At 65.6% G+C, this 14,211-nt stretch carries 14 protein-coding genes; all 14 read left to right on the top strand.

The features are described 5' to 3' along the window. The first annotated feature begins 2 nt into the window (after window positions 1–2). Complete coding sequence (locus MTBLM5_RS00615) at window positions 3–428, top strand: putative toxin-antitoxin system toxin component, PIN family (protein WP_254430856.1); 426 nt, start codon at window positions 3–5, stop codon at window positions 426–428. Next, entirely contained in the window at window positions 425–697 is a 273-nt protein-coding gene (locus MTBLM5_RS00610) for a toxin-antitoxin system HicB family antitoxin (RefSeq protein ID WP_173973872.1), read from the top strand. The genes MTBLM5_RS00615 and MTBLM5_RS00610 overlap by 4 nt, the downstream gene beginning before the upstream one ends. Further along, the gene (gene alr / locus MTBLM5_RS00605; RefSeq protein ID WP_173973871.1) at window positions 694–1,803 is read left to right on the top strand and encodes an alanine racemase; all 1,110 of its coding nucleotides are present in this window, start codon (window positions 694–696) and stop codon (window positions 1,801–1,803) included. The genes MTBLM5_RS00610 and alr overlap by 4 nt, the downstream gene beginning before the upstream one ends. Next, window positions 1,803–2,576 carry an ABC transporter permease gene (locus MTBLM5_RS00600; protein ID WP_068501311.1) on the top strand — a complete coding sequence of 258 codons (774 nt, stop codon included), beginning with the start codon at window positions 1,803–1,805 and terminating at the stop codon, window positions 2,574–2,576. The genes alr and MTBLM5_RS00600 overlap by 1 nt, the downstream gene beginning before the upstream one ends. A 2-nt stretch (window positions 2,577–2,578) precedes the next feature. Next, a complete protein-coding gene (locus MTBLM5_RS00595; protein WP_173973870.1) occupies window positions 2,579–3,352 on the top strand; it encodes an ABC transporter ATP-binding protein in 774 nt (257 codons plus the stop codon). Window positions 3,353–3,422: 70 nt separating this feature from the next. Continuing rightward, on the top strand, window positions 3,423–4,163 hold the full coding sequence (locus MTBLM5_RS00590; protein WP_173973869.1) for an ABC transporter substrate-binding protein: 741 nt from the start codon (window positions 3,423–3,425) through the stop codon (window positions 4,161–4,163). Further along, window positions 4,160–6,046 carry an ATP-binding protein gene (locus MTBLM5_RS00585; RefSeq protein WP_173973868.1) on the top strand — a complete coding sequence of 629 codons (1,887 nt, stop codon included), beginning with the start codon at window positions 4,160–4,162 and terminating at the stop codon, window positions 6,044–6,046. The genes MTBLM5_RS00590 and MTBLM5_RS00585 overlap by 4 nt, the downstream gene beginning before the upstream one ends. Window positions 6,047–6,126: 80 nt before the next feature. Further along, window positions 6,127–6,912, top strand: coding sequence for an ABC transporter substrate-binding protein (locus MTBLM5_RS00580; RefSeq protein WP_173973867.1), 786 nt, complete (start codon window positions 6,127–6,129; stop codon window positions 6,910–6,912). Between the two features lie 13 nt (window positions 6,913–6,925). Then, window positions 6,926–8,392 carry an ATP-binding protein gene (locus MTBLM5_RS00575; RefSeq protein WP_173973866.1) on the top strand — a complete coding sequence of 489 codons (1,467 nt, stop codon included), beginning with the start codon at window positions 6,926–6,928 and terminating at the stop codon, window positions 8,390–8,392. A gap of 90 nt (window positions 8,393–8,482) precedes the next feature. Beyond that, window positions 8,483–9,856, top strand: a complete 1,374-nt coding sequence (gene radA, locus MTBLM5_RS00570) for a DNA repair protein RadA (protein ID WP_173973865.1) — start codon at window positions 8,483–8,485, stop codon at window positions 9,854–9,856. 35 nt (window positions 9,857–9,891) lie between these two features. Next, window positions 9,892–10,575 carry a CvpA family protein gene (locus MTBLM5_RS00565; protein ID WP_173973864.1) on the top strand — a complete coding sequence of 228 codons (684 nt, stop codon included), beginning with the start codon at window positions 9,892–9,894 and terminating at the stop codon, window positions 10,573–10,575. Between the two features lie 20 nt (window positions 10,576–10,595). Beyond that, a complete protein-coding gene (gene purF / locus MTBLM5_RS00560; protein ID WP_173973863.1) occupies window positions 10,596–12,056 on the top strand; it encodes an amidophosphoribosyltransferase in 1,461 nt (486 codons plus the stop codon). Next, complete coding sequence (locus MTBLM5_RS00555; protein ID WP_173973862.1) at window positions 12,053–12,763, top strand: SDR family NAD(P)-dependent oxidoreductase; 711 nt, start codon at window positions 12,053–12,055, stop codon at window positions 12,761–12,763. The genes purF and MTBLM5_RS00555 overlap by 4 nt, the downstream gene beginning before the upstream one ends. 155 nt (window positions 12,764–12,918) lie before the next feature. Further along, window positions 12,919–14,202: a hypothetical protein gene (locus MTBLM5_RS00550; RefSeq protein WP_173973861.1), complete on the top strand. Its 1,284-nt coding sequence runs from the start codon at window positions 12,919–12,921 to the stop codon at window positions 14,200–14,202. Window positions 14,203–14,211: the final 9 nt, after the last annotated feature.

Here is a 14,211-nt window from a genome sequence, read left to right as displayed (position 1 = left end):
TAATGATTCGCTTGGTCATCGACACCGACGTCATGGTCGCGGCCTTCGACAGCCCCTTCGGCGCATCGCGCCAATTGCTGCTCGCCGCCTTGGACGGCCGTTTCCGCCCGCTGCTTTCGACGCCGTTGATGGTCGAGTACGAATCCGTGTTGTGCCGTCCCGCCAATCTTGAAAAATTCGGCATTGGCGTGGTCGAGGTGCTGGCGGTCTTGGATGAATTGGCGGCGATCTGTATCCCGGTCGCCTTCGATTATCGCTGGCGGCCCTCGGGAGCCGACGCCGATGACGAGTTGGTGATTGAAACGGCGATCAACGGTCAGGCCGACGCGATCGCCACCTTCAATCTTCGGCATATCGGCGAGGCGGCCCGCCGGTTCGGCATTACCGCGGAACGCCCAGGATCTGTGTTGCGGAGGATCAGGACATGAGCACCGGCAATTTTCCGCTGCGACTTCCCGAGGACCTGAAGGATCGGGCGGCGGCCCAGGCCGCCGAGGTCGGCGTCAGCCTGAACCAATACATCTCGTCGGCGCTGGCCGCCAGGGTCGGAGCCCAAGCCGAGGCCGAACGCTATTTCACCGCCCGTGGCGAACGTGCCGTTCCCGGCCAGGCCAAGGCGATCCTACAACGGTCGGGCAGCCGCTCCATCCCGCGCGACGACGATCGACTGGAAGGTACGGACGGCGCACCTAAATGACCTCCCACGACCGCGCCCCCGCCTTGCTGACCGTCGATCTGGACGCCATCGTCGCCAATTGGCGCGCCATCGCCGCCCGCGCCCCGGGCGCCGAGGCGGCGGCCGTGGTCAAGGCCGACGCCTATGGCCTGGGGGCCGGACCGGTGGCCCGCGCGCTGGAAGCCGCCGGGTGCCGCACCTTCTTCGTCGCCACCATCGACGAGGGCATCGACCTGCGCGCGGATCTGCCCGATTCCCGCATCCTGGCGCTGGGCGGACCGCTGCCGGGCACCGCCGCCGACATGGCGGCCCATGACCTGATCCCGGTGCTCAACAGCCTGGAACAGGTCGGCCAGTGGGTCGGCCTGGCCCGGGCCAGCGAGCAGGAACTGGAAGCGGTGCTGCATCTCGACACCGGCATGAGCCGGCTGGGGCTGGACCAGGCCGCAATCGCCGACCTGGCCGACAACCCGGCCATGCTGGGCGGCATCCGGACCACTTTGGTCATGAGCCACATGGCCTGCGCCGACGAGCCCGAACATCCCAAGAACCGCGAGCAGTTAAAGCTGTTCACCGATGCGACCCGGCGCCTGGGCCTGGCCGCCCGGCTGTCGCTGGCGGCGTCATCGACGGTGTTCCTGGGGCCCGATTACCACTTCGACCTGGTTCGCCCGGGGGCGGCGCTTTACGGCCTGAACCCGGTGCCGGGACAGCCCAATCCGCTGACCGACGTGGTGCGCCTCGAGGCCCGGATTCTGCAGGTTCGCGACGTTGACTCCCCCCAGACCGTTGGCTATGGTGCCACCCATCGTTTCACCGGCAAAACCAAGGTCGCGGTCGTCGCGGCGGGCTATGCCGACGGATTGTTCCGCTCGCTGGGCAATCGTGGTTTCGGGATGATCGGGGGGGTACGCGTGCCGGTCGTGGGGCGAATTTCGATGGATCTGACCACCTTCGACGTCTCGGCCGTCGCGCCCGAATTGGCGCGCCCCGGCGCCCTGATCGAACTGATCGGCGCGTCCCATCCCGCCGACGAGCTGGCCGCCGAGGCCGGCACCATCGGCTATGAAGTCCTGACCGCGCTGGGCCGGCGCTATCACCGCACCTATGTAGGGGACGACGCCTGATGGATTTCGTCGCGACCATCGGCCGGACCTTCCTAGGCTTCCTGGCCCATGTCGGCCGCCTGTCCGCCTTCACCGGCACCGCCGTCTCGCATGTGGTGCGCCCGCCCTTCTATCCGCGCCTGCTGCTGCGCTCGATGGTCGAGATCGGCTATTACTCGCTGCCGGTGGTCGGACTGACGGCGGTGTTCACCGGCATGGTGCTGGCGCTGCAATCCTATTCCGGCTTCTCGCGCTTCGCCGCCGAGGGCGCGGTCGCCACCGTGGTCGTGCTGTCGGTCACCCGCGAACTGGCCCCGGTGCTGGCCGGCCTGATGGTGGCGGGCCGCATCGGCGCCTCGATGGCCGCCGAGATCGGCACCATGCGCGTCACCGAGCAGATCGACGCGCTGACCACTTTGTCGACCAATCCGTTCAAGTATCTGGTCGCCCCCCGCCTGCTGGCCGGCCTGTTGATGGTGCCGTTCCTGGTGCTGGTGGCCGACATCATCGGCGTGTTCGGCGGCTATATCGTCGGCATCTACAAGCTGGGCTTCAATCCCGCCACCTATCTGGCCCGCACCTGGGAATTCCTGGAACCGTTGGACGTCATCTCGGGCCTGACCAAGGCGGCGGTGTTCGGCTTCCTGATCTCGCTGATGGGCTGCTATCACGGATATTATTCCAAGGGCGGCGCCCAGGGCGTGGGTGCCGCGACCACCAACTCGGTGGTGTCGGCGGCGATCATGATCCTGATCTGCAATTACATCATCACCGCGCTGTATTTCGGGAAATGACCATGAGCGCGCACCCCATGATCGACATCAAGAACGTCCACAAGTCGTTTGGCCCCAAGGTCGTGCTGGACGGGGTCGATCTGTCGATCGCCCGGGGCGAATCGGTGGTGGTGATCGGCGGTTCGGGCACCGGCAAGTCGGTGCTGCTGAAATCGATCCTGGGCATCCTTCGGCCGGAAAAGGGCTCGATCAAGGTCGATGGCGAGGAAGTCATCGGCATGCGGGCCAAGGACCGCGACCGCATGATGCTGAAGTTCGGCATGCTGTTCCAGGGCGCCGCCTTGTTCGATTCCTTGAAGGTGTGGGAAAACGTCGCCTTCGGCCTGATCCAGGGACGCGGCATGGACCGCGTCGGCGCGCGCGCCGTCGCCATCGAAAAGCTGGCCCAGGTCGGCCTGGCCGAATCCACCGGCGAGCTGTTTCCGGCCGAATTGTCGGGCGGCATGCAAAAGCGCGTGGCGCTGGCCCGGGCCATCGCGGCGTCGCCGGACATCATCTTCTTCGATGAACCGACCACCGGCCTGGACCCGATCATGGCCGACGTCATCAACGATTTGATCGTCAAGTGCACCAAGGAACTGGGCGCCACGGCGCTGTCGATCACCCACGACATGGCCTCGGCCCGCAAGATCGCCGACCGCATCGCCATGCTGTACAAGGGCCGTCTGATCTGGGTCGGCCCGGCCAAGGACGTCGACCATTCCGGCAACGAGTTCGTCGACCAGTTCATCCATGGACGGGCCGAAGGCCCGATCAAAATGGAATTGCGGGCCTAGGGCCGCCCCCTCTCGCCAATCAATACCTTTAGTATTATAATTGTGCGTCGACCTCCGCCGGGGGACTTGCATGGTGCGCTTTCTGTTGGTCTGCCTTCTTGTTGTCGCCGCCGGCATGGCCCAGGCCGCCGAGCGGTTGACGCTGTCTTCGGGCATGCGCGAACCGTGGACCAATGCCGAGCAAACCGGGTTCACCAACCAATTGCTGGCCGAGCTGTTTCGAAGCGCCGGGCTTGATGGCCAGGTCCTGTTCAACCCGGCGGCGGCCCGGGCACTGGCCTTGGCGAACGACGGCACCGACGACGGGCTGGCGGCCCGCATCGCCGGCCTCGAGATCGAGTACCCCAACCTGATCCGCGTCCCCGAGCCGATCTTCTTCAACGATTTCGTCGCCGCCTCGGCCATCGACGCGCCGGTGGCGATCCGTGCCTGGGGCGACCTGGGCACGTTCTCGGTGGCCTATATCCTGGGCTGGCAGATCTTCGACCACAACGTCCCCAAAGTGCGAGAACTGACCCAGACCAAGGATTCCGCCCAATTGCTGAACCTTGTTCGTGCCGGCCGAGCCGAGGTGATCTTGCACGAACGCTGGCAGGTGTTGTGGCATGCCCGCCAGTTGGGAATCGCCTTGCGTATCCACGAGCCGCCCCTGGTGTCGGTCCCGATGTACCTTTACCTGCACAAGCGCCATGCCGGGTTGGTCGGCAAGTTCGACCAGGCCTTGAAGGCCATGAAGGCCGATGGCCGTTACGCCCGCCTGAGCGAGCGGGTGCTGGGACCGCTGGCGCCGACGGTGAGCCCACGAAAATGACCGCGCAGCCCTTCAAGACAGGCGCCGTTGCCCGACACCTCATCACCCGCCTGGCCATCGTCGGAATCGTCCTCAGCCTTGCGGTGTCGTCTTTGCAGCTGGCCAACGATTATCGTCAGGCCGTCAGCCAGTTGGTCGAGGCGCTGGATCGGATCGAGACCACCTATCTGCCCAGCGTGGTCGAAAATGCCTGGCTGGACGACCGCGACCGGATCGGAACCCTGCTGGATGGCATCGTCCGCCTGCCGGCCTTCGCCCACGCGGCGGTGCGGGGCAGCGATGGCGCCATCCTGGTCGAACGGGGCGCCCCGGCCCAAACCCCCCTGACCCGTTCGTTCGCCCTGACCCGGCCCTATGGCGACAAGAATGTCGATCTGGGCAGCTTGACCCTTACCGCCGATCTGGGGGTGTTGCGTGACCAGGCGCTGCACCACCTCGTCAGCGCGGTTGCCGGCAATGCCGTCTTGCTGGCCGCGCTGGCCGTGCTGTTGTACCTGCTGGTCCACCGCACCGTGACCGCTCGCCTGGAACTCATCGCCGCTCAGGCCGAGCGCCTGGGTCGGCTGGGACCCAGCCAGGCGCCGCCGCTGGACCTTGGCCCGGCGCCGCAGCCCGACGAATTGACCGCGCTGGGCCAAAGCCTGAACCGGATGCAAGGCCAACTGGCCGACGCCATCAGCAGCGTCGCCGTCAACGAGGAACGCTATCGCGAGCTGTTCGCCAGATCGCCGGTGTCGCTGTGGGAAGAGGATTTCTCGGCGGTGCGCCAGGCGATCGAAGCGGTCAGCCACGACATCACCGACATTTCGACCTATCTGGACCAGCACCCGCAATTCGTCCGCGACTGCGCCGCCAAGGTCCGCATCATCGCCGTCAACGATGCCACCGTGACGATGCACCGCGCGAGCGACGCAGCCGATCTGTGCGACCGGCTGCCGACCATCTTCACGCCGGCCTCGTTCGACGCCTTCCGCCAACAACTGGTGGCCATATGGCTGGGCGAGGGCGACGTGACCGCCACCAGCGAAGTCCGCACCCTGGAAGGCGACATCCGCGACATCGTGATCCGCTGGCATGTTCCGCCGGCCCACCGCGACCGTTACGACCGGGTGATCGTGTCTCAGGAAGACATCACCGACATCAAGGTGGCGCAACGCTCGGCCGAGATCACCATGGAAAAGCTGATGCAGGCCAAGGCCGAGCTGGAACGCTTCACCTTCGTCGCCTCGCACGATCTGCGCGAACCGATCCGGTCGATCATCAGTTTCTCGCAATTGCTGGAACGGACCATGGCCCTGACCGGGCCGTTGCCGCCCGACGTCGCCGAGTACCTGGCCTATCTGAAGGCGGCGGCGAGCCGCATGCAAGATCAGGTGACCGGCCTTTACGACTATGCCCGTGCCGGCCAACCGAAAGAGGCCTTTCAGCCGGTCGCCCTGAACGAACCGCTGGCCGACGCCCAGCAGGCCTTGAAAGAGGTGATCGAGCAAACGGGCACCATCATCCGGTCCGCCCCCCTTCCCCTGGTATCGGGCCATCGCCAGCAATTGGCCGAGATGTTCCGCCACCTGTTGGACAATTCCATCAAGTTCCGTCGCCCGGGCGTCCCCCCCGAGATCTCCGTCGATTCCTGCCCGGCCGGCGATTTCGTCCGCGTCACCATCTCGGACAACGGGATCGGCATCGATCCCCTTTATGTCGCCGGCATCTTCGACGTGTTCCGTCGCCTGCACGGGCCGGGGGAATATCCCGGGGCCGGGCTGGGGCTGTCGATCTGCCGACGCATCGTCGAGACCCATGGCGGCCATATCAGCGCCGACCCGACGCGAACGGTCGGGACCGCGATCGTCGTCTTGCTGCCGGCGGCGAATTCCGCATCCTGATCGAGCCCGAGCGAGCGTGAAATCTGGACAGACGCACCGTCATGGGTGAAGCTGCAGGAAACCTGTGGGGAGGTTTTGCCATGACTTTTGTCGGGTGGCGCGCGGGGGTCCGGGTCATTGCGGCGGGTCTGGTCGGCCTGTGGCTCGGCGCGGCAAGCGCCGCCGAGACGGCGACCGTCACCATCGGGGTCTATCCCTATCCGCCATTCGGCTATGTCGCCGATGGCCGTCATACCGGCTACGCCTACGACATGATCGAGGCGGTGGTGCGCCGGGCCGGGTTTGCCGTCGCCGTCGAAGAGGTCCCGGTGATGCGCGCGGTGGTGATGCTTCGCGAGTCCACCAACCTTTTGATCATGGCCACCAAGACCGCCGAGACGGTGGCGCGCTACGAAGCCCATTGGCCGTTCTGTTTCGAGACCGTCACCCATGCGCTGCTGATGAAGAAGGCGACGCGATACTCCCGGCTCGAGGATTTGCCGCGCGACACGGTCATCGGGGCTTTCCTCGGCTATACCTTGAAGACCCACCTGGCCGAGTTGGGCTTCACCGACATTCAATTCGCCAGCGAGAACGGACAGGTGGCCGACATGCTGCTGCACGGCCGCGTCGAGGCCTGGGCCAGCTTCGAATCCGCCGCCTATTACCTTCTCGAGGCCAAGGGCGTCGGCCAGGACGCGGTCAAAAGCATCCCGGTTCAACGTTTTCCCTTCTGTGTGATGGCCAGCCGCAACACCAGCCCGGACATCCTGGCCCGTCTTCATGCCGCCGCCGCCGCGATCGAGGCCGACGGGACCCGCGCGGCCATCCGTGCCCGCTACGCCCGCTATCTCGGACCCGATCTGCCGCTGCCGGCGAAACCGTGATGGATCGCCGCCGATGATCGTGCTGCTAAGGTCCACCAACCGGATCAGCAAGCTGGGCAAGAAGCTGATCTTGCTGCTGGTGACGTTCAGCTCGGCGATCACCCTGGTCATCACCGGGATCCAGTTGTTCATGGATTACCGGGTCCAGCGCGATCAGGTCGAGACGCTGCTGGAAAGGATGTCGATCCTGTTCCCGCCCATCGCCGCCCAGGTGTGGAGCTTCGACGACGCGCAAATTCAGCTTTCGCTGGATTCCCTGGCCCACCTGCCCAACATCGAGCGGGTCACCGTGACCGCCACCGACCACGGCACCCGGTGGACGGCGCAATCCGGCCATTCCACCCGCCAGATCATCCGCACCTACCCGCTGGTCTACAAGGTGAAGGGCGATGACCGCCAGATCGCCACCATGGAGATCGCCGCCGGACTGGACGAGGTTTACGGGACCCTGGTCTGGCAGGGCGTGACGATCCTGTTCAGCAACAGCATCAAGACCTTCTGCGTGGTCCTGTTCATCTATTGGGTGTTCCGCCAGTTGGTGACGGTCCGGATCGAGGAATTGGATCGACGGGTTCAGGGGCTGGTGCCCCACCTCAGCAACGACCACCAGATGACCCCGGTCGGCCTGGATGACCGTCCCGCCCATGGCGATGAACTGGATGCGGTGCGCTGGGCCTTCGACGACATGGCCGACCGCTTGAAACTGCTGGTCCTCGACCTCAACGCCCGCAATCAGCAACTGGCCGCCGAGAATCGCGAGCGGGTGCGAGCCGAAATGGAACTGCGCGAGACGGTCGAGAAGCTGTCGCGGGCGATGGTCGAGATCGAACGCTTCGCCTATGTCGCCGCCCACGACCTGAAAGAGCCGATCCGCTCGATCGTCAGCTTCTCGCAGATGCTGGACAAAGGCTACGCCGACCGACTGGGCGACGAGGGACGGGAATTGCTGGGGTTCCTGATCCAGGGCGCCCGCCACATGTCCAGCCTGATCACCGACCTCTTGGATTACGGCGCCTGCGAAAGGCGGCGAATGGCGGTCGGCACCGTCGATTGCAACCGGATCGTCGGCGAAATCGTCGCCGGCCTTGCCGCCCTGATCGAGCAAAAGCACGCCGAAATCGTCGTGGGACCGCTGCCTGTCCTGCAAGCCGATCCCGGCCAGTTGTACCAACTGTTCCACAATCTGCTGGCCAACGCCTTGAAGTTCAGCCGGGACGACCGCCCCCCTCGGGTGACCGTGTCGGCCGAACGGGTCGAGGACGGGTGGCTGTTGCGCGTAGCCGACAACGGCATCGGCATCGACCCGCAATACCGCGACTACATTTTCGAGGTGTTCCGCCGGCTGCACACGCGCGACACCTTCCCCGGCACCGGTATCGGCCTGTCCATCTGCAAGCGCGTGGTCGAGAACCATGACGGCCGCATCTGGCTGGAGAACGGCAACACCGACGGCGCCACCTTCTGCATCCTGTTGCCCTAGCAGTGGAGTCGCAGGCCGACATTGATTTTCCGGCGGCGATCGGTTACGCCTCGCCCCATTGATCGATCACAGCGCGGATTGTTTCCCGGCATGTCCAAATCCGCTCCCCGCTTCGTCTGCCAGGATTGCGGCGCCGTCACCTCGCGGTGGGTCGGCAAGTGCGAAGCCTGCGGCGCCTGGAACTCGATCGTCGAGGAAGCCCGGCGCGAAGAGGCTCCCAAGGGCCTGGGCGGCAAGCCCGGCAAGAAGATCGAGTTCGTCGGCCTGGAAGGAATCGCCAAGCCGCTGCCGCGCCTGATCACCACCATCGGCGAGCTGGACCGCGTCTGCGGCGGCGGGCTGGTGCCCGGGTCGGCCCTGCTGGTCGGCGGCGATCCCGGCATCGGCAAATCGACCCTGCTGACCCAGGCCGCCGCCCTGCTGGGTGCCACGGTCCCCGTCGCCTATATCTCGGGCGAAGAGGCGGTCGATCAGGTGCGCCTGCGGGCAGGACGGCTGGGCCTGGCCAAGGCCAATGTCGCCCTGGCGTCGGCCACCAATCTGCGCGACATCGTCGCCAGCCTGGACCAGCCCGATGGCGCCAAAGTGGTGGTGATCGATTCGATCCAGACCATGTATGCCGACAATGTCGATTCGGCCCCGGGCACGGTGACCCAGGTGCGCACCTGCGCCCACGAACTGATCCGCCTGGCCAAGCGTCGGGGCTTCGTGCTGTTCCTGGTCGGCCACGTCACCAAGGAAGGCACCATCGCCGGCCCGCGCGTGCTGGAACACATGGTCGATACCGTCCTTTATTTCGAAGGCGATCGCGGCCACCAGTTCCGCATCCTGCGGGCGGTCAAGAACCGCTTCGGCGCCACCGACGAGATCGGCGTGTTCGAGATGACCGATGCCGGCCTGGCCGAGGTCTTGAACCCGTCGGCGCTGTTCCTGGCCGAACGGCGCGGAAACGTGTCGGGCTCTTGCGTGTTCGCCGGCATCGAGGGAACCCGGCCGATGCTGGTGGAAATCCAGGCCCTGGTGGCGCCCAGCACCCTGTCCTCGCCCCGGCGCGCCGTGGTCGGCTGGGATTCCGGCCGGCTGTCGATGATCCTGGCGGTGCTTGACGCCCGTTGCGGGCTTGCTTTGTCGGGCAATGACGTTTATTTGAACGTCGCAGGTGGACTGCGCATCACCGAGCCGGCGGCGGACCTTGCGGTCGCGGCGGCCCTGGTGTCTTCGGCGACCGATGTGCCGGTGCCGGCCGACATGGCGGTGTTCGGCGAAATCGGCCTGTCGGGCGAGATTCGCGCCGTCGCCCAGGGGGACATCCGCCTGAAAGAGGCGGCCAAGCTGGGGTTTGCGCAGGCGTTGGTGCCGGCCAGCCCACGAAAAGGAAAAGGCCAACCGGGCGGCAACGTGCTGACCGTGCGGCCGATCGGACACCTGCAGGACCTGCTGGGGCTGTTCCGCCCCGGCAAGTAAGCCCGGCCACTTAAGGACACGAGAACCGCGCTTTCATGGGCAACCTTCCCGTCACCGCCGTCGACATCGTCGTGGCCGTCGTGCTGTTGGGCTCGGCCGGGTTCGCCTTCATGCGCGGCTTCGTCCACGAAGTGCTGGCCATCACCGCCTGGGTCGGCGCCGCCTTTGCCGCCCTTTACGGATTCGCCCACGTTCAGCCGCTGTTTCGCGCCCAGATCGGCAGCGCCCTGGTCGCCGACATCGCCGCCGGCGCCACGCTATTCCTGGTCACCTTGCTGATCTTGTCGGTGGTCACCAAGATGGTGGCCGACCGCGTGCGCCGATCGGCGTTGAACAGCGTCGATTCGTCGCTGGGATTCGTTTTCGGCCTGGTCCGGGGTGCGGTCCTGGTCAGCCTTGCCTATATGGGAATGGTGATGGTCACCGAAGAGCCGCCGGACTGGCTGGCCCGGGCCAAGACCCAACCATGGCTGGAACGCGGTTCCGACCTGTTGCGCGGCCTGGCCCCGGAAGGGTTCGGCGCCGCCGAGGCCAAGGCGCGCGAAAGCGCCAAGGACGCCAAGGACCTGAAGCAGGCGGAAGAAACTTTCCGCAAATACGTAGCCCCCCAGCCTTCGGCGCCCAGCGCCGACGGAAAGAAGACGGGGGACAAGTCAGGGTCGGGATACGACAAGGAAAGCCGGAGCCAGTTGGACCGGCTGATCCAATCAAACCAGTGATGCGAGCGGCGAGAACGGGCATGTTCACCACCAATCCTTATGACGATGACCATCTGCGCGAGGAATGCGGGGTGTTCGGCATTTACGGCCACCCCGAGGCCGCGGCCCTGACGGCGCTAGGCCTGCACGCGCTGCAACATCGCGGACAGGAAGCGGCCGGCATCGTCTCGCTGGACGGCGACAAGTTCCACAACCATCGCGACCTCGGCCATGTCGAGGATTGCTTCGGCTCCGAGAACGTCATTCGGAAGCTGAAGGGCGCCAAGGCGGTCGGCCATGTCCGCTATTCCACCACCGGCGAGACCTTGCTGAGAAACGTCCAGCCCTTGTTCGCCGAAATGGAGTTCGGCGGCCTGGCGCTGGGCCACAACGGCAACCTGACCAACGCCCAGGCGCTCAGGCGCTCGCTGGTCAAGCGCGGCTGCCTGTTCCAAAGCACCACCGACACCGAAGTCATCATCCACCTGATCGCCATCAGCCTGCATGGCCCGGTCGAGGACCGCGTCATCGACGCGCTGCGCCAGATCGACGGCGCCTATTCGCTGGTCTGCCTGACCGGCGAGGGTCTGATGGGCATGCGCGACCCCCAGGGCATCCGCCCGCTGGTGCTGGGCAAGCTGGACGGCGCCTGGTGCCTGGCGTCCGAAACCTGCGCGCTGGACATCATCGGCGCCGAATTCGTCCGCGACATCGAGGCCGGCGAGGTGGTGATCATCACCGATGCCGGCGTGCGTTCGGTCAAGCCGTTCGGCGACACCAAGCGTCGCTTCTGCATCTTCGAGTACATCTATTTCGCCCGCCCCGATTCGATCGTCGAGGGCACCAGCGTCTATGATGCCAGGAAGCGCATCGGCGCCGAACTGGCGCGCGAAAGCTTCGTCGATGCCGACGTCGTGGTGCCGGTGCCCGATTCCGGCGTTCCGGCCGCCCTGGGCTTCGCCGCCGAAGCCAAGCTGCCGTTCGACCTGGGCATCATCCGCAACCATTATGTGGGCCGGACCTTCATCCAGCCGACCGACCAGACCCGTCATGTCGGCGTCAAGATGAAGCACAACCCCAACAAGGCCACCATCCAGGGCAAGCGCGTCATTCTGGTCGATGATTCCATCGTGCGCGGCACCACCAGCCGCAAGATCGTCGAGATGGTCCGCCAGGCCGGCGCCACCGAGGTCCATATGCGCATCTCGTCGCCGCCGACCACCCATTCCTGCTATTTCGGCATCGACACGCCCGAGCGCGACAAGCTGCTGGCGTCGCGCTACGACGTCCAGGGCATGGCCGACCTGATCGGCGTCGATTCCTTGGCCTTCATCTCGATCGACGGCCTGTATCGCGCCGTCGGCGAGCCGGGCCGCAACTCCCACAGCCCGCAATTCTGCGATGCCTGCTTCACCGGCGACTATCCGGTCATCCCCACCGATTACATGGACGGACTGACCGAATCGAAGCAATTGTCGCTGCTGACGGACCCCAAGAAATGAGTGGTCGTCTGGCCGGCCGGGTCGCGGTCGTCACCGGCGCCTCGCGCGGGATCGGCCGGGCGGTGGCCAAGCGCTTCGCCGCCGAGGGCGCCGAGGTGGTGTGCATCGCCCGCACGCAAGGAGCGCTGGAAGAGCTGGACGACGAAATCGCCGATGCCGGCGGCAAGGCGGTATTGTGCCCGCTGGATCTGCGCCAGTTCGATTCCATCGATCAGGTCGGGGCCGCCTTGTTCCAGCGCTTCGGCCGCGTCGATATCCTGGCCGGCATCGCCGGCGACATCGGCGGCGGGCTGGGACCGGTCGGCCACCAGAAGCCCAAGCACTTCCAGGAAGCCTTCGACGTCAACGTCACCGCCAACTACCGCCTGATCCGCGCCTTCGACCCGCTGCTGCGCCTGGCGCCGGCCGGCCGGGCATTGTTCGTCACCTCGGGCGCGGCCCATGCCGGCCTGCCCTATTGGGGCTGCTATGGCGCCACCAAGGCGGCGCTGGAGCAATTGGTGCTCAGTTGGGCCGCCGAGGTGGCCAACATCACCGCCTTGAAGGTCAACCTGATCGATCCCGGCGCCGTCGCCACCCGCATGCGCGCCATCGCCTTCCCCGGCGAGGACCAGGCCACGCTGCGCCAGCCCGACCAGATTACCGATACTTTCGTCGAGGCCGCCGAGGCTGCCTGCACCCGCCACGGTGACATCATAAAAATTTAGCGCACATTCTCGGTTATCTGCCGGATTGACGCCGTCTTGTCAAAAATCGAAGATGCGCACAGATGGGCTAGGGCTTGCGCCATGGACAGGAGTCCTGTAATCCCCATCTGGGAAGAACCGCTACAATGCGGGCATATGGGCGGGATGAGGCCTGGATGACGGAAGCGCGTGACAACAAGACGTTCGAGGCGAAGGTCTCGAATCTGATTGCCACGACCCGGCACCTTGAGGTGCCGCAAATCCTGATGCTGCGCCGCCTGACCTTGACCGACCCCGAAAGCCTGAAATGGGCCAACGAACGCCAACTGAACGTTGTGTTCAACGTGCTGGTCACCAAGGCGCTCGAGCGCATGGACAAGACCGCGCTGATCGCCGCCCGCGAAGCCGATTACAAGACTTTGGTCATGCCCGGCAAGCCCGAGGCCCAGGCCGAGGATCTGCGGGTGGTCACCGCCATCGCCGTCCAGATGATCGGGCCGAAGCCCAAGCCGGCGGCGATCGAAGCCGAGCATGGCAACTCGTTGGCCAAGCTTTTGTCCCTGAGCCCCACTGCGCCGGGCGAAAAGGTCAGCCGGACGGTGTGCAAGCCCAAAGAGCCGCCGCCGCTGTTCGCGGCGCAGCTGGGCCCCGATTCCGAACGGATGATGCCATCGGCCAATTCCCGCTCGGTCGAGGGGAGCGAGGAAAGGCCGTTCAGCGATTTCAAGACGCTGTTCGACGACACTCTGTCCGCCTATTCGCGCAAGATCCTGGCTCTGTTCAGCATCCAGGGCGCCATCAAGGGCGGTCGCCCGCCCTTCCCGCTGGCCCCCGAATTCGGCCGCTGCTACGAAGAGGTTCTGCGCCGCTACATCCTGCCGCCGATGCACACCTCGCGTCATATCCAGCAACTGGGCATGAGCTACAATTGGGCCGAGGTCGGCGGCGCCAAGCTGATCGACATCATCGGCTCGGGCGACCATAACAACCCGGTCCTGCACAATTGGGACACGCGCTGGGGCTCGATGCGCGCCCCCAAGGGCAAGAAGCCCAAGCCCGAGGAAAACCCGTGGCCATTGTTCCGCGAGGACGCCACCAACGGCAATTACGACCCGCCGACCGAAGAGCACCTGCAATTGCTGCAGGATTTCATCCGCTTCGAGGTCGAGGCCATCGCCAAGGCCTGGCGCGAGATCTCGCAATTGTACGAGCAGGAATTCGCCCCCTCGGGACGCCAGGAGCAGGCGCGCGAAGGCGCTTTCCGCGACGGCCTGATGCGCTGGTCGGCCAAGCTGCCCGACCATGTCGGCGAGTTCCTGGCCATCAAGTCCTATTTCATGTTCCCCGCCATCAACGGCAACTTCATCCGCCGCCTGCTGACCAATTTCGGTCGCACCGACAGCGAGCGTTACCGTCAGGCCCCATTCCTGGCGACCTTCGCCCAGACCGTGCCGGAATAGCGTTCCTGC

Source organism: Magnetospirillum sp. LM-5 (assembly GCF_902729445.1).
Classification (GTDB): domain Bacteria; phylum Pseudomonadota; class Alphaproteobacteria; order Rhodospirillales; family Magnetospirillaceae; genus Magnetospirillum.
The sequence above is the reverse complement of the archived record's forward strand: the minus strand, read 5'-3'. Positions and strand labels throughout refer to the sequence as shown.

What these genes read in the sequence shown, in the direction of transcription:
- MTBLM5_RS00615 (WP_254430856.1), top strand. Translation starts at nt 3, where the DNA reads ATGATTCGCTTGGTCATCGACACCGACGTCATGGTCGCGGCCTTCGAC.
- MTBLM5_RS00610 (WP_173973872.1), top strand. Translation starts at nt 425, where the DNA reads ATGAGCACCGGCAATTTTCCGCTGCGACTTCCCGAGGACCTGAAGGAT.
- alr (WP_173973871.1), top strand. Translation starts at nt 694, where the DNA reads ATGACCTCCCACGACCGCGCCCCCGCCTTGCTGACCGTCGATCTGGAC.
- MTBLM5_RS00600 (WP_068501311.1), top strand. Translation starts at nt 1,803, where the DNA reads ATGGATTTCGTCGCGACCATCGGCCGGACCTTCCTAGGCTTCCTGGCC.
- MTBLM5_RS00595 (WP_173973870.1), top strand. Translation starts at nt 2,579, where the DNA reads ATGAGCGCGCACCCCATGATCGACATCAAGAACGTCCACAAGTCGTTT.
- MTBLM5_RS00590 (WP_173973869.1), top strand. Translation starts at nt 3,423, where the DNA reads ATGGTGCGCTTTCTGTTGGTCTGCCTTCTTGTTGTCGCCGCCGGCATG.
- MTBLM5_RS00585 (WP_173973868.1), top strand. Translation starts at nt 4,160, where the DNA reads ATGACCGCGCAGCCCTTCAAGACAGGCGCCGTTGCCCGACACCTCATC.
- MTBLM5_RS00580 (WP_173973867.1), top strand. Translation starts at nt 6,127, where the DNA reads ATGACTTTTGTCGGGTGGCGCGCGGGGGTCCGGGTCATTGCGGCGGGT.
- MTBLM5_RS00575 (WP_173973866.1), top strand. Translation starts at nt 6,926, where the DNA reads ATGATCGTGCTGCTAAGGTCCACCAACCGGATCAGCAAGCTGGGCAAG.
- radA (WP_173973865.1), top strand. Translation starts at nt 8,483, where the DNA reads ATGTCCAAATCCGCTCCCCGCTTCGTCTGCCAGGATTGCGGCGCCGTC.
- MTBLM5_RS00565 (WP_173973864.1), top strand. Translation starts at nt 9,892, where the DNA reads ATGGGCAACCTTCCCGTCACCGCCGTCGACATCGTCGTGGCCGTCGTG.
- purF (WP_173973863.1), top strand. Translation starts at nt 10,596, where the DNA reads ATGTTCACCACCAATCCTTATGACGATGACCATCTGCGCGAGGAATGC.
- MTBLM5_RS00555 (WP_173973862.1), top strand. Translation starts at nt 12,053, where the DNA reads ATGAGTGGTCGTCTGGCCGGCCGGGTCGCGGTCGTCACCGGCGCCTCG.
- MTBLM5_RS00550 (WP_173973861.1), top strand. Translation starts at nt 12,919, where the DNA reads ATGACGGAAGCGCGTGACAACAAGACGTTCGAGGCGAAGGTCTCGAAT.